General features: G+C 44.2%; 20 protein-coding genes. 12 read left to right on the forward strand and 8 right to left on the reverse strand.

Annotation, left to right across the window (positions count from 1 at the left end):
• Positions 1-133 precede the first annotated feature (133 nt).
• Positions 134-1,243 carry a Na/Pi symporter gene (locus PBT90_RS18295; protein ID WP_264807940.1) on the forward strand — a complete coding sequence of 370 codons (1,110 nt, stop codon included), beginning with the start codon at positions 134-136 and terminating at the stop codon, positions 1,241-1,243.
• Here PBT90_RS18295 and deoC read toward each other — a convergent pair.
• Both deoC and PBT90_RS18305 read right to left on the reverse strand, forming a co-directional pair.
• Positions 1,240-1,911 carry a deoxyribose-phosphate aldolase gene (deoC, locus tag PBT90_RS18300; RefSeq protein WP_264807941.1) on the reverse strand — a complete coding sequence of 224 codons (672 nt, stop codon included), beginning with the start codon at positions 1,909-1,911 and terminating at the stop codon, positions 1,240-1,242. The two genes, PBT90_RS18295 and deoC, sit on opposite strands and share 4 nt — an antisense overlap.
• On the reverse strand, positions 1,889-3,106 hold the full coding sequence (locus PBT90_RS18305; RefSeq protein ID WP_264807942.1) for an NAD(P)-dependent oxidoreductase: 1,218 nt from the start codon (positions 3,104-3,106) through the stop codon (positions 1,889-1,891). The genes deoC and PBT90_RS18305 overlap by 23 nt, the downstream gene beginning before the upstream one ends.
• Before the next feature lie 112 nt (positions 3,107-3,218).
• Between PBT90_RS18305 and PBT90_RS18310 the strand changes: the two genes are divergently transcribed.
• Complete coding sequence (locus PBT90_RS18310; RefSeq protein WP_270130541.1) at positions 3,219-3,839, forward strand: methyltransferase family protein; 621 nt, start codon at positions 3,219-3,221, stop codon at positions 3,837-3,839.
• A gap of 28 nt (positions 3,840-3,867) precedes the next feature.
• Here PBT90_RS18310 and PBT90_RS18315 read toward each other — a convergent pair whose 3' ends face one another.
• The 6 genes from PBT90_RS18315 to PBT90_RS18340 form a co-directional block, all read right to left on the reverse strand.
• A complete protein-coding gene (locus tag PBT90_RS18315; RefSeq protein WP_270130543.1) occupies positions 3,868-4,422 on the reverse strand; it encodes an FKBP-type peptidyl-prolyl cis-trans isomerase in 555 nt (184 codons plus the stop codon).
• Position 4,423: 1 nt separating this feature from the next.
• Positions 4,424-4,975, reverse strand: a complete 552-nt coding sequence (locus tag PBT90_RS18320) for an FKBP-type peptidyl-prolyl cis-trans isomerase (RefSeq protein ID WP_264807945.1) — start codon at positions 4,973-4,975, stop codon at positions 4,424-4,426.
• Between the two features lie 46 nt (positions 4,976-5,021).
• Positions 5,022-5,948, reverse strand: coding sequence for an FKBP-type peptidyl-prolyl cis-trans isomerase (locus PBT90_RS18325; RefSeq protein WP_270130545.1), 927 nt, complete (start codon positions 5,946-5,948; stop codon positions 5,022-5,024).
• Between the two features lie 43 nt (positions 5,949-5,991).
• The gene (locus PBT90_RS18330) at positions 5,992-7,026 is read right to left on the reverse strand and encodes a DHH family phosphoesterase (protein ID WP_264807947.1); all 1,035 of its coding nucleotides are present in this window, start codon (positions 7,024-7,026) and stop codon (positions 5,992-5,994) included.
• Between the two features lie 237 nt (positions 7,027-7,263).
• The gene (locus PBT90_RS18335; protein WP_270130547.1) at positions 7,264-8,325 is read right to left on the reverse strand and encodes a BF3164 family lipoprotein; all 1,062 of its coding nucleotides are present in this window, start codon (positions 8,323-8,325) and stop codon (positions 7,264-7,266) included.
• Positions 8,326-8,382: 57 nt separating this feature from the next.
• On the reverse strand, positions 8,383-8,586 hold the full coding sequence (locus tag PBT90_RS18340; RefSeq protein WP_264807949.1) for a hypothetical protein: 204 nt from the start codon (positions 8,584-8,586) through the stop codon (positions 8,383-8,385).
• 239 nt (positions 8,587-8,825) lie between these two features.
• Here PBT90_RS18340 and PBT90_RS18345 point away from each other — a divergent pair, with 239 nt between their 5' ends.
• From PBT90_RS18345 to PBT90_RS18390, 10 genes are all read left to right on the forward strand, one after another.
• Positions 8,826-9,248 (forward strand): nucleoside-diphosphate kinase, encoded by a 423-nt coding sequence (locus PBT90_RS18345; protein WP_270130550.1) that lies wholly within the window; start codon positions 8,826-8,828, stop codon positions 9,246-9,248.
• Positions 9,249-9,867: 619 nt separating this feature from the next.
• Positions 9,868-10,032: a hypothetical protein gene (locus tag PBT90_RS18350; protein ID WP_264807951.1), complete on the forward strand. Its 165-nt coding sequence runs from the start codon at positions 9,868-9,870 to the stop codon at positions 10,030-10,032.
• Positions 10,033-10,204: 172 nt separating this feature from the next.
• Positions 10,205-12,715, forward strand: a complete 2,511-nt coding sequence (gene nirB / locus PBT90_RS18355; RefSeq protein WP_270130552.1) for a nitrite reductase large subunit NirB — start codon at positions 10,205-10,207, stop codon at positions 12,713-12,715.
• A gap of 18 nt (positions 12,716-12,733) precedes the next feature.
• Positions 12,734-13,111, forward strand: a complete 378-nt coding sequence (nirD, locus tag PBT90_RS18360) for a nitrite reductase small subunit NirD (RefSeq protein WP_264807953.1) — start codon at positions 12,734-12,736, stop codon at positions 13,109-13,111.
• Positions 13,112-13,124: 13 nt separating this feature from the next.
• Positions 13,125-13,703, forward strand: coding sequence for a DUF4202 domain-containing protein (locus PBT90_RS18365; protein ID WP_264807954.1), 579 nt, complete (start codon positions 13,125-13,127; stop codon positions 13,701-13,703).
• A 4-nt stretch (positions 13,704-13,707) separates the two neighbouring features.
• Entirely contained in the window at positions 13,708-15,519 is a 1,812-nt protein-coding gene (locus PBT90_RS18370; RefSeq protein ID WP_270130555.1) for an ATP-binding protein, read from the forward strand.
• Between the two features lie 59 nt (positions 15,520-15,578).
• Complete coding sequence (locus tag PBT90_RS18375; RefSeq protein ID WP_270130557.1) at positions 15,579-16,241, forward strand: response regulator; 663 nt, start codon at positions 15,579-15,581, stop codon at positions 16,239-16,241.
• A gap of 141 nt (positions 16,242-16,382) precedes the next feature.
• Complete coding sequence (locus PBT90_RS18380; RefSeq protein WP_264807957.1) at positions 16,383-17,807, forward strand: MFS transporter; 1,425 nt, start codon at positions 16,383-16,385, stop codon at positions 17,805-17,807.
• Between the two features lie 102 nt (positions 17,808-17,909).
• Positions 17,910-21,431 (forward strand): molybdopterin-dependent oxidoreductase, encoded by a 3,522-nt coding sequence (locus PBT90_RS18385; protein WP_396127671.1) that lies wholly within the window; start codon positions 17,910-17,912, stop codon positions 21,429-21,431.
• A complete protein-coding gene (locus tag PBT90_RS18390) occupies positions 21,428-22,870 on the forward strand; it encodes a rubredoxin (RefSeq protein WP_270130562.1) in 1,443 nt (480 codons plus the stop codon). Before PBT90_RS18385 ends, PBT90_RS18390 begins: the two co-directional genes overlap by 4 nt.
• Positions 22,871-23,048: the final 178 nt, after the last annotated feature.

Here is a 23,048-nt window from a genome sequence, read left to right on the forward strand (position 1 = left end):
AATCGTAAAAAAATTTCAACTTTTGCTAATTATTTTATCGAAAATTTGGATTCCCGTCCATTTCAAGTTGATAAAAGGGGCGAAAATAACCCTAATTTAATTCAGGTAAATTACAGAAAGCATCAGGCTAGGGATGGAACCTTTGGAGCAGGAACAGTTGAAAACAAACAAAACCAAAAGCTATATCATCATGCTTTTGGCACTGCTGCTTTTCATCTTTGCGATAGATCTTCTGATCGTGGCCATGAGCCACTTGAATAATCAGGTGGCCTCGGACATACTGCTAGCCACCAAGAATCCTTTTGTCAGCCTTTTTATCGGATTGCTGGTCACCGCTTTGATCCAGAGTAGCTCTACAGTCACCGCCAGTATAGTTGCCATGGTGGCTTCTGGCAACCTGGACCTGGAGCAGGCAGTTCCCATGGTCATGGGGGCCAACATAGGCACCACGCTGACTTCTACGCTGGTTGCTTTGTCCTTCATCATGGATCCCAAAGCCTTCAAACGAGCCTTCTCTGCCGGGATGCTCCATGATATTTTCAATATCTTCTCCGTGGTCATCTTATTGCCCTTGGAGTTGCAGTTTAAATTTCTCTCAAAATTGGCCATCAAAATCGCCGACCTTTTTATCTCAGATCCTACTTTATCAGGCTCCATTGTATCCAATAAGGTATTTACCCGGCCCGTTACCGAGTGGGTTTCAGAGACGATTAACATCCCTTTCATCACCATGATGATTTCTATTTTTCTGGTTTTCGGGGCGATTAAACTTCTATCCAACTCGGTATATAAAGCCTTCTTGAACAATAATTTTGAGGATATCAACAAATTGATTTTCAAAAACCCCTACATGGCAGCCATTTACGGCACCTTTTTTACAGCTGCCGTGCAGTCCAGTACCGTGACAACTTCACTGATCGTACCACTGGTGGCAAACAAAAAAGTATCGGTAAAAAAATCCTTCCCTTTTATCATAGGAGCGAATATAGGAACGACTATTACTGCAGCACTGGCAGCCATTTATAAGGTAGAGGCAGCTATTGCTTTGGCATTGGTACACTTTCTGTTCAATGCCATCGGCGCATGTATCTTTCTTCCCTTCCCCACATTGCGAGCACTTCCTGTCAAGCTGGCGCTGAAAATGGGCAAAGCCACTGTGAAAAATAAAGTAATTGGTTTTGCCTATATCCTTCTGACTTTCTTCATTATCCCATTTTTACTGATCTATTTCAGCAATAATTAAAACTGCTTATCCCGCCACTCCTGCATCAAAGTTGTCGCAGCACTAGTACCCAGGCGGTCTGCGCCTGCTTCAATTAGTTCCTGTGCAAAATCCAAGGACTTAATCCCTCCGCTGGCCTTGATTCCTACGTTAGAAGAGAGCTGCTGTCTCATGAGTTTAATATGTGCTGTTTTCGCACCTGCATCCGCGTAACCTGTAGAGGTTTTGACGAAATCCGCTCCAGCTTCCTGACAAATCTGGCAAGCCCGGATGAGCTGCTCCTCTGAAAGGTAGGCGGTTTCAATGATGACTTTCAGAATCCGCTCCTCCTCATGGCAGGCTTTGGCGATCTGTGCAATTTCTATTTTTGGCCAGTCCATCCCAGAATGAAAAGCCGTCTGTGACCACACCAGATCCAGTTCATCTGCACCCTGTCGAATGGCTTCCTTAGTCTCGAAGAGCTTGGTGGCAGTGTCTGTATAGCCAAAAGGAAAACCAATGACCGTCACCAGCTGAATATCTTCCTCTCCCAACTCCCGCCGTACTTTTTTCACCCAAAAAGGGGGCACGCATATTCCCACAAATTGCTCCTCTATGGCCTCTCTCACCAGATTATCTACCTGATTTTGGGTCATGGTAGGCTTGAGTAGGGTGGATTCCAGGTATCTATTGAGCTTTATCTTGTGCATTGACATAATCACTGAGGTAAATGTATTCTATAGTGAGGTCCCCGTCTCTAGCTATGGTCGCGCGCTCGAGCATAGCTGAGTTTTCTTCCAGTAATGCCGGAATGACCCATTCTATGAGTTGTCGGCCAAATTCCACACTGGATTCACGCGGGAGCTCGCAGGGTAGGTTATCTATGGCCATCACCGAAATACTGGTTTGCTGGCCAAAAGCAGGCAACTCCCTTCCTGTATCCCGATCCACATCATATACTGGCTCAGCAATGGTAGAGGACCTCAAGGTGGTGGGAATGGATCCACCCACGTCACAGGAGATATCCGCTATCACTGAAAACTGAAAGTCCTCTTCCGAAATCGCTTCAATTTCAAAAAGCCTGGGTGCATCAGGATTCCAATAAGCCCCTGAAATCAACATTTCCCCATGCTCGGCAAATTTCTGAAAATGGCTTTCATAACGCTCCGGAAAGCTGTAAAACTCCTCCTTGTCAAAACCTCCATCGGACTTCCTACGATACAAGTCCTCTGAGCGAAGCAGCACAAATACCGGTTCTTCCAAATACTGATGCAAAAAATCATGGGTATTTACCTGGAGAATGCCCAGCTTCTCCAAAATACTCATCGCTCCTCGGCCTACTCTTCCACTACCGGTAAGGACTATTTTGATCGGTGGAAGCTGCACCTTTCCCAGCTCTGAGAATAACTCCTCCAAGCTATCACACTCATGGGCTCTTTTGATCTCGTAAAGTCCTGTTTTCATCCCATAGGTCCAAAAAGCATTGTACGCACCGACCAGTCCTGCCCACCTCCCAAAGGCTACTACCCGGTCTCCAGATTCGTTTTTAAGGGTCTCATAATCAATCAAGCGAATGTTTTTATCCAAGACCGCTTGCAGCAATTTCCGGTTTGCCGGCTGCTCCTTAATGGTATGGGAAAAGAAAATGTAGGTTTTCCCTTCGATCAACTGATCCACCGGAACCTCCTTCACTCCAAAAATCACTTCGCAATCTGCCAGGTCATCCTTTACCTCTATTCCCAGTTCTCTATATTCCTCATCAGAAAAAGCGCGGACGGTACTGGACTCCACCACTAGGTGAAATTTTCCCGGATAGGTATCCAGGATTGCCTTGAGCTGGACTGGAGCAAATGCAACCCTTTTGTCTGGAGGGTTTTTACCCTCACGGATGATGCCGATTATCATAAGATTAAAGTTGTATTTTAGGGTCAAAACTGCCTTCCGTATGTCGGGCTAAAATTTGGGGGCATAAAAAACCCACTCCTTTTAGTCGAAATGCTGCTCTTAATCGTGTTGCTTGCATAAGCATTTAGCTTTCTACGGAAATAAATTTCATGTGATGCACTACTTACTCCTGATTTTAAGCTGGTTTATTTTTTATGCCTCGCATACTGTGCTGGCTTCTTCTAAGTTAAAAAGTTTTTTGAAGGTAAAATGGGGAAAGGCATACAAATGGTACCGATTGCTCTATACCATGGTCTCTGTCCTGCTTTTCTTGGTGATCGTAGGGCAATCCCTCTTGATTCCTGCTGAGATTATTCTTTCCCGAGGTGATCTGAGTAGCTATTTTGGTTATATGCTGGCTGCCTTTGGTACGATTATCCTCATGAAGTCAAGCAAGGGTTACTCCATGGTGAGGTTTCTGGGCCTGGTGCCAGTAAAAGAAGAAAAGGAGCAGCTGGTAACTTCCGGACTTTATGGAAAAGTACGCCATCCCCTCTATGCAGGCTTGATTTTGGTTTTTGCAGGATACTTTCTTTTTTCCGGGAGTATCACCGCTGCCATACATTTAGCCTGCCTATTGATTTACCTACCTGTGGGAATTTACTTTGAGGAGCAAAATCTAGTGGAGCAATTTGGTGAGTCCTATAAAAAATACCAATCCGAAGTACCGGCAATTATCCCCCGATGGAAATAAAAAAGAGGGCCGAAACCCTCTTTTAATTTTATTCTATGCCTAAGAAATCCACATCGAAAATCAATACTGAATTGGCCGGTATTCGATCCCTGTCTACGTTTTGATATCCATAAGGAGACGGAATGACCAATCTAGCTTTGGATCCGGGGCGTAACCTTCTGAATGAAACACTCCACCCAGATATGACTGTGCCGCCTCCAAGCAAAAACCGGATAGGCCTATATTCATCGCCTTCTACATGCAAATCATTTGCCATCGCAACGCTTTCTACAGAAGTATCAAACACAGTCCCATCACTCATCAGGGACCCGGTATAATCGGCATAAACCACATTACCATTGACTGGTCTGGATCCTGCGCCTTCCTCCTGAACGATGATCACTACCCCACTGGGATCATGAATCCTATAGAGGCTATCCACCTGAGCAGTATCCAGGTAGTCCACTATAAGCAGACTGTCCTTGGCTAGATTGCCCTCAAAATCGTATGGGGGTCCCGTATCGAATGGGTTATTGGGTTCGCAGCTACTAAAGGCTACCACCAAAATGAGAAAAAAGAATATACCGGCTCTTTGAATTTTCATGTTATTCTACTGGTCCTGGAGTGACACTTATTAACTCCAACTCAAACATAATCGGAGAATTTGCTGGAATAGATCCACTTCCCTGTCTTCCGTATGCAAATAAAGAAGGGATAAATACCGTAGCTTTATCTCCTACTTCCATTTGTCCTGCTCCATATTCGAAACCTGATATAAGGAAATTATAACCTATAGGAAATACCAAGGGTTCGTAATCTCTTGAAGAAGAATAAATACCTGCATCTACTGCCACATCTTCTAGGGAGGTATCAAATACCTGGTTGGTCAGCAATCGGCCTACATAGTTTACACTTAATGTATCACCAGCCTCTACACCAACACCACTTTCCGAGACCTCTTGCCATATCACTCGTAGTCCAGTATTCTCATCATGCACCTCTTTTACATTCACGATAGAGTTGTTAGCCAAGTATTCTTCAATTGACGCTTTGTCATTAGCAAGGATAACTTCATCAGTCGCCTCATCATCGATACAGGAAATCATAGCCATACTCCCTGCCAGTAGGCTTAGGATTGTAAATACTCTAATTTTCATTCTAGTTGGTTTTTGTTTTGTTTTAGATATGAACCGTAGACGATGCCTATTCTACATCCGCTACATCTACATCAAAAACAAGTACAGAATTAGCTGGAATCATGGCACCGGCTCCGTTTTCGCCATAGGCTAAAGGAGAAGGAATCAGGAATTTACCTTTAGATCCCTTTTTCAGAAGAAGTAATCCTTCATCCCAGCCCGGAATCACCTGACCCATACCTACTGTCACTGGAAGTGGCTCGTAGCTTGGTCTGTTCTCGTTGAAGATATCGTGCTCTTTGGCCAAGGCCTCTATAGAAGTGTCGAATAAAGTACCATCAAGCAAGTAACCTGCATAATCCACATGCATGGTAGTACCTGGAGTTACCGGATCACCGGTACCTTCTTCTTCGATCACATAGTACAATCCGCTTTCTGTTTTCTGGGCATTTAAGCCTTTCTCAGCGATATAGTCTTGGATGATTTTATCTTCTTCTACCAGTCTTTCCTTAGCTCTTTCGGCTTTCTTTTCATCCTCAGCAGCCATCACTTTTTCAAAATAAGCTTGGATAGCCTCTTCGTTCATGATCTCAAAAGCTCCCAGTCTCACTTTGATCATATCTTCTTCTTTCAGAAAAGGAGGGAAGTTATTTCCAAAAATCACCTTAGCATTAGCTTCGAAAGCAATGCTATCCCCTTTGCGAAGTCCTTTGAAGATTTCGTCCATACCGTTAGTTACCGGCATGGAATCATTGGCCATTAGATAGCCCGGAAAAGGCTGGTCATTGGTAGAGTAAATAACAGAGTCAGACGCTGTGCTGATCTCAAGATTATATAGCAAAAACTCCCCGTTCGGAGCTTTTTCATTTCCTTCTTTTACGTAGGTATATTCTATACCGTCGTTTTCGGTGACTTTAGTTTTTTTACATGCAGTCAAAGTACCTATTCCCACCAGGAGAACCAGGATCGCCAAAAGGCTTTTGGAGTTTTTCATAAAGAGTATTGATTTTTCAAGGTAATAATCGGGAGATTGTGCATCAGTTCGCGGTGACCGGATCAGCCTGGAATATCTCATCCTGATGGTCTTTCACCAGGGTTTCAAATAGTTCCACGGTTTCTTTCAGTGACAGATTGGACTTCCCTCCGGAAGCATTTTTATGTCCTCCTCCATCGAAGTATTTGGCTGCAAACTTATTGACTGCCACTTCACTGGAAGATCTGAAAGAGATTTTGATTCCGTCTTCACGTTCTGAAAACAAAGCCGCCAGTTTAATCCCGTCCAAAGATAGTGCATAATTGACCAATCCTTCAGTATCTCCGGTACGGCTTTGATATTTTTTAAGATCTTTTTTGCTGATGGCAAAGTAAGCCATGTGGAGATCCTCATGCACCACCAGTCTGCGGCTGATCGCAAAACCTATGAATTTCAGACGGTTCACTGAATTGGAATCATAGATCCAATTGGCGATCTGCGAGGTATCTGCGCCCAAGTCCAGGAGTTCGGCTACCACCAAGTGGACATTTTTGGTGGTATTTGGATGTCTGAACCCCCCTGTATCTGTCATAATGCCCGCGTAAAGGCATTCTGCGATATCCTTATCCAGTAGTTTCTCGTCCCCAAGGGCCACGATGAGTTCATATACCTGCTCACAGGTGGCTGCGGCTTCGGTGCTCCATACCCGGAAATCTGCAAAATCCTCAGGATCCTGATGATGGTCTATATTGACGATGTATGCATCCGACTTGCGGATCATTTCGCCTAGTTCGTTGACTCGTGATAAGCAAGAGAAATCCAGACAGATTATAATATCCGCATCTTCCAGTGAATTGGTGGCAGCCTGGGTATGATCGGGATTGCTGAAATCCAGTACCTCATCGTTGCCTTTCATCCAGTTCAGGAAGGAAGGGTAATCGGTCGGAGTCACCACAGTTACCTCATGTCCTTTCTTGGTCAGGTAGTTTGCCATTCCCAACGAAGAACCCAATGCATCGGCATCGGGTTTGACATGAGTGGTGATGAATATTTTTTTGGGTGAAGAAATCTCTCTCTTAAACGAGGCTAAAGCTTCCATTTTATACATTTAGCTGCTTTTTGGCTCTTGTAGTCCGCAAAGGTCAGGAAATTTTTGACAATTCCCAATTATAGTAGTGTGCTGATAATTAATAAGATAAGTCCTTACCTGACTAAAACATCTATTGAACCAGCTGAATTTCTCATGAATGGAAAAATTATAAAGGTTATATCCTTGCCTCAACAAGTTAAAAAGCGTTCAATATTAAGCAGCTATTTTGATAATCTGTGCTTTCATTCATTTAAAATTGAACAAATAAACGTCGGGGTCTGCCTCATATGAAAGACCAAACATTCTATCGTTTTCTTCATCTATAGCCATAGAAATGATAGGCTGTTTAAACTGATAAACTTTTTCTATTATTCCTTGATAACTCATAATGAATAGTTTAGAATTGTATCCTAGCTCCCCAAGCTTCCTCCCCGGTTCTCCAAAATAAAGCAAGTATATATAATTATCGCCTGGATAGCTATCCAAATAAAAGGCTTTGTTATTACGGTTGACATTAGGCATTGGGTATCCAAGTGAATAATCTACAGTATATTCTGGGTAAGAGTTTTCAGGTCCACTTATTTGGATCATTTCATGAGTTTCCAAATCAACGATTTCTATATAATCTCTCTGGGAACCTGCAACTACTCCTATTCGTTTAGACAAGTTTACGTGTTTTTTACCTTGATGTAAACTAGAGAAAACACTAGACGGCACCCCTGGTCGATCCGCATAATCTTGCCACTTTCCCCACGTTGCGATAGTGTCTCCTTTTATTGAAAGCTCAAAATACTGATCCTCATGGTCGACCATATTTGCCCATACAGTACTATCAGACGCCCAGGTCATATCTGCCACATAGTAGAAGGGCTCTAAACGACTGTATTCTTTATCAGCTAAAAAACTGGAATCATGAAGATCAAATCTATAATAAGATTTCTGCTGAAGATCATATGCCCAAAACTTGCCTGGCTCTCCACGATCTTCCATCTTCCTGACATTTGTCAATTCACCAGGACCAAATCCATTGTAACCCTTAGAATTAACTAACCTAAAATTTTCATCCTCCTTATAGATGTGTATTTGAAACTCATTACTTGTCTCAGATACTACAAGCATCCCTTCTTTGTACAAAAGGCCTCTAGGGTCTAAAAAACCGTCAAGCCTCAACTTTTCTCCATTGATTTCCTTCGCGTCGGGAAGATCTTCCCATGTAAATTGTGTAAAATTTTCAAAACTGCGGTCTGCTTTCTGACTACAGCTAGTGAGATTAAATATAAGAAAGTATATAAAAAATAATTTTTTCATAATGAGTAAGGAAAGAGGCTGCCTCCAATAAAAGAGATAGCCTCTATTGAAAATTAATTAACCTTCACCATCTTCATCAAGTGTACAAGTATCCCTACCAGACGTCCAAACCGACTCTGGAATATTCATTCCGATGGGGTGAAAACAAGAATTTGGAATGTCTTTACAACATAATCCTCCCCATTCATTTGCTTCTACTGGTGATGGCTGAAACGAAATCGCTCCTGCGATCATCACCAACGCTACTAACAATTTTTTCATAAAACTGGGATTTTGGTTAAAAGATCTCCGAATTTAAAAAAAATGAATTATCCAAAAAATCACAAGGTAAGTACCCACGATTTCCTAAAGGGTTTATCCAATTCAGAACATGGCTAGTTGAATGATTTTCATCTCACTGTATTTGAACAAAATAGCCGTTAATTCCCGCTAATTTTTCGGATTACTATTGGGATTCCACTATTTTTGCGCCCGATTTAAACCAATGAAATACCAATAACATGGCAACTAACAGAACATTCACCATGATCAAGCCTGACGCATTTGCGGCAGGAAATTCTGGAGCTATCCTTAAAATGATCGAAGAAGCAGGCTTCAAAATCGTAGCCATGAAAGCTACCCAATTGACTCCGGCTCTAGCTGGTAAATTCTACGAAGTTCACGCAGAAAGACCTTTCTACGCTGATCTTTGCGCTTATATGTCTTCTGGACCTATCATCGCGGCGATACTGGAAAAAGAAAATGCAGTAGAAGATTTCAGAAAACTCATCGGCGCTACCAACCCTGCCGATGCAGCAGAAGGAACTATCCGTAAGATCTTCGCTAAGTCTATCGAAGCCAATGCAGTACACGGTTCTGACTCAGACGAAAACGCAGCTATCGAAGGGGCATTCTACTTCTCTCAAACAGAAAGAATAGGTTAATTCTACAGAAAATAATTTCGAAAGCACCTCAATTTGGGGTGCTTTTTTTGATTAAAGTCAATTTTGATTTAACCGCAGGGAGCGCAGAGGTTTCACGGAGGGCGCAGAGAAGTGTTATTCATCTTTTCTAGAACTTAGACTAGTTCATCCCAATCCAGTCCCGTAAGGGTCCAACTACAGGTAGCTATAATGAATTGAGAAGTGGAAGCTGTGCCTTTAAGTACAGCCCTCAAAAATTCAGTAATTTTAATCACTGAGCACACGGCGGATAACACAAAGGCCACAATTCTGGATTTTCCTACTTTTCCATTATCCAGACTAGTTTGCCCCAATTCAGTCCCGGTAGGGACCAACTATGGCTAGATAAATTGAATTAAGTAGTAGTAGCTGTGCCTTTAGGTACAGCCCTCAAAAATTCAGTAATTTTAATCACTAAGCACACGGCGGATAACACAAAGGCCACATGTCTGGATTATCCTACTTTTCCATTATCCAGACTAGTTTGCCCCAATTCAGTCCCGTTAGGGACCAACTATGGGTAGCTATAATGAATTGAGAAGTGGAAGCTGTGCCTTTAAGTACAGCCCTCAAAAATTCCGTAATTTTAATCACTAAGCACATGGCGGATAACACAAAGGCCACATTTCTGGATTATCCTTTTTCTCCAGAAGCCCTAGAGTCAAAAGTCTCCCCTCTGCTACTCAGGAACATCCACTGTTTTCAGGCAAATTCCACATTTTACTTAAAAACCAAACCACTTACGTACGCCAGACACTTAGTATGAAAAAATACGTATGAAGCTGATTCCAATATAAAAATAGACCTTAAAACCACATCAATAGCACTTTTTCACTTTAATAGCTATTTAAAATTACTTATTTAAATTAAGTAATTATTCAAGAAACTCTTTCTAATTACGTATTTATACTTATATTTGAGCTCTAAATTACGTAGCCATGCAGAAAGTTATTGTCATAGGAAATGGAATGGTAGGGTATAAGTTCTGCGAAAAACTCGCCGCCCACCCACTTAGAGATCAATTTCAGATCACTGTTTTCGGTGAAGAATCCAGGCCCGCTTACGATCGTGTCCACCTAAGCGAATATTTCACGCTAGACTCAGCAGACAAACTGCTACTGGCATCGAGAAACTGGTACGATGAAAATCAGATTACCCTAAGAACCGGGGAAATGATCACTGACATCGAAACCAAATCCAAACGCGTGCTTACCCATAAGCATGAGTATTTCGAGTATGACTATCTGATTTTAGCCACAGGCTCTTCCTGCTTTGTCCCAACCATCAAAGGAGTGGACAAACCGGGCGTATTTATCTACAGAACCATAGAAGACCTGGATGCCATCAAGGACTACGCCCAAAAATTAAAGAATGAAGGCAAATTCAAAGCTTCGGTTCTTGGAGGCGGACTGCTAGGACTGGAAGCAGCAAATGCAGCAAAAGAACTGGGCATGCAAACAGACGTCATCGAATTTGCCCCGCGTCTCATGCCCAGACAATTGAACCAGGCAGCGAGCGACATGCTGCAAAACAAGATTGAAAGCCTCGGCATCAAGGTGCATCTAGGCAAAAATTCCCAAGAAATCGTAGGCGAGGACGGTATTGAGCAAATCGATTTTACTGACGAAACCACGCTAAAAACCGATATGCTGATCATCTCCGCAGGCATTCGACCTAGGGATGAATTGGCAGTGAAAAGTGGCTTGAAAACCGGTGAGCGCGGTGGAGTTTATGTAAATAACAAAATGGAAACCTCCGACCCGGCGATCTACGCTATCGGAGAAGTGGCACTTTATAACAATGGAATCTACGGACTAGTCGCGCCAGGTTATGAAATGGCGGGAGTCGCTGTAGAACAAATCACCGGCGGGGAAAAGCTGATGAGTCCTACTATAGACATGTCCACCCAACTGAAACTCGTCGGTACAGAAGTAGCTTCTTTTGGCGATCCATTTATAGAAAATGAAAACGTCACCGCGATAGTTTATGAAAATAAGCAACGCGGAGTCTATAAAAGAATCAATATCGCCAAGGATGGATCCAAGCTTCTTGGTGGGATCATGGTGGGTGATTCTTCAGATTACAATACCCTTTTCCAGCTGTACATCAATGCGATGAAGCTTCCTGAGAATCCTGAAGATTTGATCTTAGGCTCTAGAGGTGGAGAAAGCAAAAGCGCGCTGGGATCTGTGTTGGATCTTCCGGACACGGCTCAGATTTGTTCCTGTGAGGCGGTCTCCAAAGGCGCAATTTGCGATTCCATCAGCAGTGGAGCCTGCTGTTCTTTCACAGATGTAGTGAAAAGCACCAAAGCTTCCAGTTCCTGCGGTGGCTGTAAACCTATGGTGACGGACCTGGTGAATGCCACACTGAAGTCCATGGGACAAGAAGTCAAAGAAACCATCTGCGAGCACTTCGAGTACAGCCGGCAGGAATTGTACGATCTGGTAAAGCTGCACAGCATTATGGATTTCGATGAAGCGCTGGACAAACATGGGAAAGGACACGGCTGTGAAACCTGCAAGCCGGTTTTAGCTTCGATATTTGCCAGTATTTACATGGAAACCGCTAATCGTCAGGCTCCTATCCAGGATTCAAACGATAGATTTCTGGCAAATATTCAGAGAAACGGCTCTTATTCCGTCGTGCCTAGAGTTCCGGGAGGAGAGATTACTCCTGAGAAATTGATGGTGCTGGGACAAGTGGCAAAGAAATACGATCTCTATACCAAAATCACCGGGGGCCAGCGAATAGACCTTTTTGGAGCGCAGCTTCATGAGCTTCCCATGATTTGGAAAGAGCTGATTGACGCGGGTTTCGAAAGTGGGCACGCCTATGGCAAATCACTTAGAACCGTAAAAAGCTGTGTGGGATCGACATGGTGTCGTTATGGCTTGCATGACAGCGTGAGTTTTGCGATCCGAATTGAGGAGCGATATAAAGGACTTCGCTCTCCCCACAAGCTCAAAGGCGGTGTATCCGGATGTATACGTGAATGCGCAGAGGCTAGAGGAAAGGACTTTGGCGTGATCGCGGTAGAAGGCGGATGGAACCTGTTTGTATGTGGCAATGGCGGAGCCACGCCAAAACACGCTGTTCTTTTGGCAGAAAAGCTAGACGACGAAACCTGCATCAAGTACCTCGATAGATTCCTGGTGTACTACATACGAACAGCCGCGCCCCTGCAAAGAACAGCCCCTTGGCTGGACAAATTGGAAGGAGGAATAGACTACCTGAAGAAGGTAATCGTGGAAGACAGCCTGGGAATCGGCGAGGAACTGGAAGCTGAAATGGAAGAATTGGTGCAGCGCTATGCCTGCGAGTGGAAAGAAGCCATAGAAGATCCTCAGATGATGAAGCGGTTCAAGCCATTTGTGAATTCTGATGAGACGGACGATAGCTTGGTATTCGTGCCAATGAGAGAACAAAAAATGCCTAGACCTTGGTAATCCTATAAGAATAAGTTCATGGAAGAATTATTAAAACAATATCAAACAGTCGCAGAACAACAGGCCATCAACTGGGTGAGAGTAGGGCATACAAGCGACTTTCCGGAAAATGCCGGTGCCTGTGTGAAGTATAACTCCAAGCAGATTGCTGTGTACTATTTCAGCAGAACAGATTCTTGGTATGCCTGCCAAAACCTCTGTCCGCACAAGATGGAAATGGTCCTATCACGAGGAATGACAGGAGATTCTCAGGGCATCCCAAAAGTAGCCTGTCCCCTTCACAAGAAGACCTTCTCACTAGAAGACGGTAGCAATCTGAACGGTGAAGCCTACAGCATAGCCACCTATCCGGTCAGGATTCAGGAGGGAAATGTATATATTGGATTCGCAGATTAATCCAATTTGACACATGAACCAATTTCAGAAAGCAATCGCATTGATCGATGAGGTCAATGCCGAAGATCCTACCAAAGAAACCCTTGACGGCAAAGAAATCTCCAAAGAACTCCTCTACTCCATCCGAATGACGGACAAACTGGCTGATTTTGAGCCTGATTCCTCCGAAGCCATGAAACTTGCCGTGCGTGCCCAGCACATCGCAAGGTGGAAAATTCCCAGATCGGAATACCCCATGGATAGGGTAGGATACCTGAGATGGAGAGAGGAGCTCAAGAAAATGCACGCTGATCTGGCTGCAGAAATTCTGGAAAAATCAGGCTATGATGAGGAGACCATCGAGCGGACTAAATTCCTGATCCGAAAAAAACAACTAAAAACTGATCCGGATACCCAAACCATGGAAGACGTCATCTGCCTGGTATTTTTGGAGTACTACTTCGAGGAGTTTGCAGAAAAGCATGAAAACGAAAAAGTCATTGACATCCTACAGAAGACCTGGGCGAAAATGTCGGAAAAAGGACACCGAGCCGCACTGCAATTGCCCCTTTCACCTACAAGTTTACAATTAGTCAAAGAAGCCATTACCTAACAAAATGACCGGTACACCGCGATCGCTGGATCAAGAAACTTTTAATCGACTACGCCGACTCTATCTTATCGCCTTGGGAGCTATTGCCATCTCCTTGATCGCAAGCCAACTCATCATCCGAAAGTATCTCAATGATCAGGAAAACGATAGCCGGTTAGTAAATGTAGCCGGCAGACAGCGCATGCTCAGCCAAAAACTCAGCAAAGAAGTTTTGCAACTCGCCGAAGCTACCCGCCAAGCCGAAATCATCAGCCTCTCAGATACCATCCAAAACACGCTGACCCTTTGGGAGAGTGCCAATCAAGCACTTCAGGCCGGAGACGAGAACTTTGGATTTACTGCTGAAAACAGCCCGGTAGTCGAGGAAATGTTTTCCGAGATCAATCCCCATTTCGAAAATGCCGTTCAGGCCGCGCAGAATTTCCTGCTTCTAAAATCCGAAAACTCATCGGACACTACGAGCATAGCCTTAGAAGTCTCAGCGGTGCAAAACAATGCTAAAAATTTCCTGGTGAAAATGGACGAAATCGTAAACCAGTACGATTTTGAGGCCAAGGAAAAGGTAAATAGCCTCAGAAGGTTGGAGCTATTGATCACACTTTTCACTATGCTAGTCTTAGTTGGGGAGTTTTTGATCATCTTTTGGCCTTCGGCCAAAGCCATGAAGCAAAGCATCCATGAACTGATGGATGCTGAGAAAAAAGCCATTCAAATGGCAAAAAACGCTGATTTACTCAGTCAATCCAAAGAAAAAACAGTACGTGAACTAAGAGCGCTTAGCCAGGCAATGGACCAGGTGCTGCTTTTCGCCCGAATCACACCAGAAGGCTATATCACGCACATGGGAGAGAAATTCAGCCGGCTCTATAAGTACCATAATTTCAACATAAATGCTAAAATCTCCGATGTTCTCTCCACACAGGAAAATGAAAAGAACACCATAGATCGAATTATAGCTGAAAACAAAAAGGCAGGCTGGGAAGGCGAACTCAAAACCAGCTCTCGCACCGGTGAGGACATCTGGCTGGATGTATCCATGACCCCATTCAATTCCGATGAAGATAAGCAGGAACTGATCTTAATTTGCCTGGACATTACCAAGCGGAAGGAAGTCATGGAGGAAGTGGAGCGCCTGACCAAGGAGAGCTTTGAAGAGAAAATGCAGCAGCAAAAAATCGTCTCCAGACAGATTATAGAAAATCAGGAAAACGAACAAAATCGGATTGCCAAAGATATTCATGACGGAATCGGCCAAATGCTGACAGGATTGAAATACCTGCTGGAGAGTGTGGATCCTAGCGACCCGGAAAAAGCGGAAATCAAAATCATTAAGCTCAAAGAACTCACTTCCAATATTATCAAAGGTGTGCGAACGGCCACTTTCAACCTGACTCCCCCTGAATTGAAGGATTATGGGATAGTCCCGGCTCTCACCGAACTGACCCAGGAGCTTTCCAAGCTTACCGGAAAAGAAATCGTACTCTTCAACAAATCAGATTTCAATCAACGTCTGGATTCCCTGGTAGAAATCAACCTCTACCGCATCACGCAGGAAGCCATCAACAATGCCATCAAGTATGCCGAATCCACACACATCATCGTCACCATTTCCCACAGCCAAAACCTACTCAGCATCATAGTAGATGACAATGGCAAAGGATTTGACAAGGCAAAACTCAAGTCCAAACCCGACGAGGAAGGAGGAATGGGATTGACGTTTATGAAAGAACGGGTCAAATATATCAACGGACGCCTTTTCATCAATTCGTCCATCAATGAAGGCACAAAAGTCACCCTTAACGTACCTTTAGCCTAGATTTGCTAGATTATTCTACGTAAATTCTGTTTCTTTACTACGTATTTACCTAAGCACATATGAACCCAATTAAAATAGTTTTAGCGGATGATCACGAGTTGGTTCGCGATGGAATCAAATCCTTGCTGGAAAGTGAAGATGATTTTTTGGTCATAGATGAAGCCGCTGACGGTAAGGAAGCCTTAGCGGTAGTGGCCGAGCAAAAACCGGATCTGCTCATCGTAGACATCCGTATGCCGGTCATGAACGGACTGGAAGTCGTGAAGGAATTGACAAAATCCCTCCCCAAAATCAAAAAATTGGTTCTTTCCATGCACGATTCTGAAGAATATGTGGTGGAGGCCATCCAGGCTGGAGCGGATGGTTATTTGCTTAAAGGATCTTCGAAAAGCGAGTTTTTAAAGGCCCTGCACACGATTTCTGAAGGAGGAAAGTTTTTTGCAGGTGATGTCTCCGCGTATATCATCAACAACTTTGTCAATGGAAAACCCAAAGCCAGCAGTAAGCCTGAGGCGCTGCCGGAAGAGCTAGCAAACCTGACCAACCGGGAAAAGCAGATTTTAGATCTCATTTTGCAAGGAAAGGGGAATAATGAAATCGCAGAGGAATTGGAGATCAGTAAGCGAACTGCTGAGGTTCACCGATTTAATCTCATGAAAAAAATGAATGTGAAAAATCTAGCCGAGCTGACCACTAAGTGTAGGGAACTGAACATGATCTAGAATCCATGAGAAAATAAGTAGTCTTAAAATCCATCTTGCGCCAAACTAGATGGATTTTTATTTTTGTACGTAAATAAATTACGTACTATTTGGATTAAATACGTATTTATACTTACTTTTAGACATCTAAAAATAAGTATTATGGAATCACTACTTACCCACAAAGCAACTAGACTAAATCTTTTAGATTTCAAGAGCATTCCGATCCGGACTTTCTGGATCACCTCTATTGCATTCTTCACCTGCTTTTTCGCATGGTTTGGCATAGTCCCATTCATGCCAGACGTAGTCAAGGACCTCGGACTCACGCCATCCCAAAAATGGAACGCTACCGTATTGGCAGTAGCGGGCACGGTTTTCGCCAGATTACTCATCGGAAAACTATGTGACAAGTACGGCCCCAGGCTTTGTTACACCTGGCTTTTGATCCTAGGCTCTATTCCTGTGATCGCCAGCGGACTGGTGCAGACGCCTATGCAGTTTTACATTTGCCGTTTGCTGACAGGCTTTATCGGCGCTTCTTTCGTCATCACCCAAGTTCATACCTCGCTCATGTTTGCCTCCAATGTAGTTGGCACGGCGAATGCCACTTCTGCTGGCTGGGGAAATCTAGGCGGTGGAGCCAATAGATTGGGAATGCCGATCATTGCCGCCATAGTGATTGGTCTGGGAGTAGCTGAGGCTGACGCTTGGAGGTATGCCATGGTCATTGCTGGAGTAGTTTGCTTCAGCATGGGACTGGTGTACTACTTCTTCACCAAAGACACCCCTGAAGGAAACTTCAAAGAACTAGAGGAAAAGGGAGAAAAAGTGCCTACCACAAAAAAAGACAAGGTGGGATTCTCTACCGCAATCAAAGATTACCGGGTTTGGCTCCTTTTTTTCGTGTATGCCGCTAGTTTCGGCATAGAGCTGACCGTGTATGGCACCATGGATGATTACTTGCAAAACACCTTTCAGCTGGAGCGACTCACTGCCGGCAACATAGTTCTATCTTTTGCGCTGATGAATATTTTTGCCAGAACACTGGGAGGATACTTTGGCGACAAGTTTGGTAAACTACGCGGTCTCAAAGGTAGAGTATGGTTCTTGGCAGCCATATTAATTGTGGAAGGGTTAATGCTTAGTTTATTCTCTTTAGCCACAGGAATATTCGTTGGTTTTGCCTTACTGATTGCATTTAGCCTATCCGTACAGATGGCAGAAGGAGCCACCTTTTCCGTGGTGCCTTTCGTGAATAGAAAAGCCATTGGATCCATATCGGGAATAGTAGGAGCAGGAGGGAATTTCGGAGCCTTTTTGGCAGCACTTTTTCTCAGTTCCAAATCAGCAGTGGCCGAAAAAGCTGCTCTGATTGCCAGTGAATCACTCAGTGCTGAAGCTGCTGCCGCCGCTCAGTCTGCTGCTGCCGCCAGCGCAGTATCTGCGGGGTATTTGATCATAGGCGGCATGATTGTAGTTTCCGGAGTGATAGCCTTGGCCATTCGATTCAGCACAGCCGATGAAAAAGTAGCCGAAGTAGAATTAAGTAAACTGCAGCCTGAATTAGTACGCGCAGATAATTAACTTTAGCCATACTCCCAAAATAGATCTTCCAGCATTGAAGGTTTTCAAGTGGATGAGCTATTTTGTTCTAAACCTATTTACCATCGTAATTGTCAATTTGTGATCCCTGATAAAAAAGTCAAAACCACCTGTTCCTACTGCGGAGTCGGCTGCGGCATCGTGGCGGGAGTAGACGCCCAGCAAAAAGTACAGGTCGAAGGAGACAAAGATCACCCCGTAAACCAAGGCATGCTTTGTTCCAAAGGCATGAATCTCCACTACGTAGTCAATGACACTTCGGATAGAATCCTCCATCCTGAAATGCGCTGGAGCAGATCTCACCCTCGCGAGCGCGTGAGTTGGGATGATGCCCTGGATAGAGCGGCGGGGGTTTTCAAGTCATTGATTCAAAAACATGGACCGAAAAGTGTAGGTTTTTACGTTTCAGGGCAATGTCTGACGGAGGAATATTATGTAGTCAATAAATTGACAAAAGGCTTTCTGGGTACAAATAACATTGATACCAACAGCCGACTTTGTATGAGTTCGGCGGTAGTAGCATACAAAAAAACCTTTGGGGAAGACTCCGTGCCGATTTCCTACGAGGATATAGAATTGGCAGATGCCTTTCTCATTGCTGGCGCAAATCCTGCCTGGTGTCATCCTATCCTATTCCGAAGGCTGGAAAAGCATAAGGAGAAAAACCCAAATGTGAAAATCATTGTGGTAGATCCTAGAAAAACCGACTCGGCTAGTTTCGCAGATATTCACCTTCAGATCATCCCGGGAACAGACATCATTTTATACAATGCCATCGGCAAGCGAATTATTGATATCGGTCTAGCTGACAAGGCGTTCATTGAAAAACACACCGAAAACTACCTGAAATACCGCAAGCAAGTGATGGCCACATCGCTAAAAGAAGCCTCCAAACTCTGCGGTATCTCTGTGGATGAAATCAAACAAGTGGCTGAAATCATCGGAGAATCCAAAGGCTTTATCAGCATGTGGGCCATGGGATTGAACCAAAGTGCCGTAGGAACTGACAAGAATTTCTCTCTGCTAAACCTTTCTTTGGTGACCGGAAGAATCGGAAAACCAGGCAACGGGCCATTTTCTCTGACAGGTCAGCCCAACGCCATGGGAGGACGTGAAGTAGGGGGCATGGCCAGTCTTTTGGCGGCCCATAAGGAACTTAGCAACCCTATACACCGGCAGGAGGTGGCTAACTTCTGGGGAGTGCATGAGATTTCTGCGGAGCCCGGCTATTCTGCCACGGAAATGTTTGATGCACTGGAAAGTGGAGAAATGAAGGCCATTTGGATCATCTGCACCAATCCGCTGGTGAGCCTCCCCAATTCCAAAAAAATCGAAAAGGCCTTGAAAAATGCCAAGTTCGTGGTGGTTCAGGATATATCGCACAAAGCCGATACTGTAGCGTATGCAGACCTGGTACTTCCAGCCGCCGGATGGCTGGAAAAGGAGGGTACCATGACCAATTCCGAACGGAGAATCTCCTATTTGAATAAAGGTATCAACCCTCCAGGTGAGGCCAGAGCAGATGTGGAAATCCTCTGTGATTTCGCCAAAAGAATGGGTTTCAGAGGTTTTAACTTTTCAAACTCTGAGGAAATCTACGAGGAGTACTGTGCAATGACCAAGGGGACAAACATTGATATTTCATACCTGAATTACGATAGACTGAAAAACGAGGGTACTTTCCAATGGCCCGTACCGGAATACCGCCATGCAGGAACGCCCAGGCTTTTTTCCGATAGAAAATTTTACACCCCAAGCCAAAAAGCGGTATTCAATATTCCCGCACAGATCAGCAATACCTCAGAGCAAACCAGTAAGGAATACCCACTGATTCTCACTACAGGACGTGTGCGCGACCAGTGGCATACCATGACCAAGACCGGGAAAGTTTCCCGACTTCGCACACATTACCCAAGTCCTGTCTTGGAGATCAATCCCATAGATGCCTACCTGGATAAGGTGAAAGATGGTGATGTAGTGGAAGTAAAAAGCAAAAACGGAATGGTACGGGTGAAAGCCAAACTGTCCAAAGCTATCCGCGAAGGCGTGGTATTTCTCCCAATGCACTGGGGCAAGCAGCTGCAAAGTGACCTCAACCGTGCAAACAATCTCACCAAAACCGTAGTAGATCCTCAATCCAAGGAACCGGATTTCAAGTTTACTACAGTATCCGTTTCCAAGTATAAAAAAGCGAAGGAAAAAATCGTGGTGGTAGGAGCCGGAGCGGCAGCATTTCGTTTCATTCAAAACTATAGAGAGCATAACGAAACAGATGAAATCCATGTGTTTTCCAAAGAACCTCATCCATTCTACAATCGGGTACTATTGCCGGAATATGTGACTGAGGAACTCACCTGGGAGCAACTACAAAAAATCAAAGAGCAAGAGCTCAAAAAGCTGAAAATCAGCTTACACACGGAGCTTTCTGTAGAAAAAATCGATCCCGAACTTCAATTAGTAGTTGACGATAAAGGACAGGAATACTCCTTTGATAAGTTGATTTTGGCGACAGGAAGCCGGGCTTTTATCCCAAAAGATGCGCAGCTGGATCTGCCTGGGCGCTTTACCATGCGAAGTAAAATTGATGCGGATCGATTCAAAGATTACTTAGACGCTACCCATTTACCCCCGGAAAACCAGCATGTGGTTATCATCGGAGGTGGATTGCTGGGACTAGAGCTGGCGGCAGCTTTGCAGCACAATCGAGTCAAAGTGACCATCGTGCAGCGAGCATCCCGGCTGATGGAGCGACAGCTGGATGAGGTTTCCAGCAAACTGCTTTCCCTAGACGTGCAGGAGCGGGGAATTCATGTGTACTTTGACAATGAGGTGAGCACTGTTTTCGATGATGAGGAACACAAATCACTCTCCATCACCCTGAAAAGCGGAAAAATCATTTATGCCAATGCGGTGGTGTATGCCATAGGTACCCAACCAAATATTAAAATCGCAAGGGACAACGGCATCATCTGTGGACGAGGCATCAAGGTCAACCAGCATTTGCAGACCAATTACCCAAACATATTCGCCATAGGTGAGATCGCAGAATTCGAGAATCAGCTGTTTGGGATCACCTCCGCTGCTGAGGAGCAGGCCATGGTATTAGCCAATTACATTGCAGGAGATGTGAGCAGCATCTATTCCGGTTCCGTATTGATGAATATTCTAAAATTCAAAGATTTGGAACTGTGCAGCATTGGAGACATCAGCATTCCCGAAAATGACGACAGTTACGAGGAAATCATATTTACCGATATCAGTCGACGCTATTACAAAAAGTGCATTGTCAAAGATGATCTGTTGGTAGGGGCAGTGCTGATGGGAGATAAAAATGAATTTGCTGAATTCAAATCCCTGATTGAAAACAAAATTGAACTCTCCGAAAAACGTAAATCCTTACTGATGGGATCCTCGGATACCCGACCGGTTATTGGGAAATTAGTTTGTAGCTGTAGCCGTGTAGGTGAGGGAAACATCAAGGAAGCAATTGCAGACGGCTGCACAGATTTTACCGCACTTTGTCAGCAAACTGGAGCTGGACTGGGCTGTGGCAGCTGCAAAACGGAGGTTAGGGAGATTCTTCACCAATCAAAAGTACTGGTATGAAACAGACATTCTCTAGAGTAATTGTCAAAGGAGGAGTGCTTTCTCCTGCCGAATTGAAGCAGATTTTAGAACTCGGCGAGAGTGCCGGGCTGGATACGATTTCACTGGGCTCAAGGCAGGATATCCTCTTTATCAAAGATGATGATTCACTGAAAATCGACGCTCAGGAGAAATTTCAGTTTGTCTCCCCAGAGGAAATCGGATCTGAAAACATAGTTTCTTCCTATGCATCTGCAGATATTTTCCCAAACACGCCTTGGCTTACCGGGGATCGTTACCTCTACATTTTGGAAAATTTCAGGCAGCAACCCCACTTAAAAATCAACATTACCGATCCCAAGCAACGCTTGGTACCGCTTTTTACAGGACATCTTAATTTCATTGCTTCAGCGCATGAAGACTATTGGTATCTGTACGTACGGCTGCCAGACTGGGAGGAGAACCAGATGTATCCGGCACTGATATACAGCTGGGACATAGCTAAGGTCGCTACGGCGATTGAGGATATTCTCCAAGAGGAACCCGAGACTGCTGAGGTCTTATTTGAGTTGGTCAATGATGCGGTGGATTCCAACAACAGGACTGTGGACAAGCCTTTGGAGGTTCCCTTTTACCCTTTTCCCTACTATGAAGGCATCAATCGCGTGGGCGACGACCGTTATTGGCTGGGCTTATATTGGAGAAACAACAAGTACTATATAGATTTTCTGAAAGTACTCTGTGACCTCTGCGCCGACAGCAAAATCGGAAAAATCTCCATTACACCTTGGAAATCCATCATTATCAAAGGAATACCAGAAAATTCCAAAATCGAATGGGAAAGGCTGCTGGGCCGCTATGGGATCAATGTGCGCCACTCCATGTTGGAATTGAACTGGCACCTTCCGGTAAATAACAAAGCGGCACTCAAGCTGAAAGAGTACTTAGTGGAAAACTTTGACAAGCGGGATATCAGTACCTATGGACTGACTTTTGGAATCACAGATTACACTCGAAAGGCATATTATTTTACATCTATCATTATAGAGAAAAACCAGCCTCCAGTTGGTCTGGACGGCGTAAAAATCCGAGACACCTATAACCTGCTGTATGCCAAAAATTTTGACCCAAACACCCAGCAATACATCGTGCATGTGCAGGAGGTGGACAAGGCAGAACTCCCGCGATTACTCATCGAACTGAGTAAAATGTACTTCGAGCAGCTGGGCAAAAAGCCTGTAGAATCCAAAAAATCTATTTCCCCAAAAGAGACCATCAAAACCGAAGCGTATCAGTGCACAGACTGTCTCACGGTCTATGATCCAAAGTATGGTGATGAATCTCAGCATATTGAGGCCATGACAACTTTTGAGGATTTGCCTGAGGATTATCATTGCTCCCTTTGCGAAGCACCAAAGTCGAATTTTGTGAAAAGGGTCTTTGAGAAAGAAGTGGACTAGTAAAACTAGTTTTTAGAAGTTAGCCCCCATTCCTAACCTTAAGGTGCTAGCCGCTTTTTCTGAGCCTAGGAAAAAGGAACAACAAGCTGTAAACAGGGGACTTACAAACTAATCCTATTCAAGTTTTTCAATACTATCCAAGAAAATAATACTTAGATTATTACGTATTTATCTAGCT

The sequence above is a fragment of the Algoriphagus sp. TR-M9 genome, from assembly GCF_027594545.1.
GTDB lineage: Bacteria > Bacteroidota > Bacteroidia > Cytophagales > Cyclobacteriaceae > Algoriphagus > Algoriphagus halophytocola.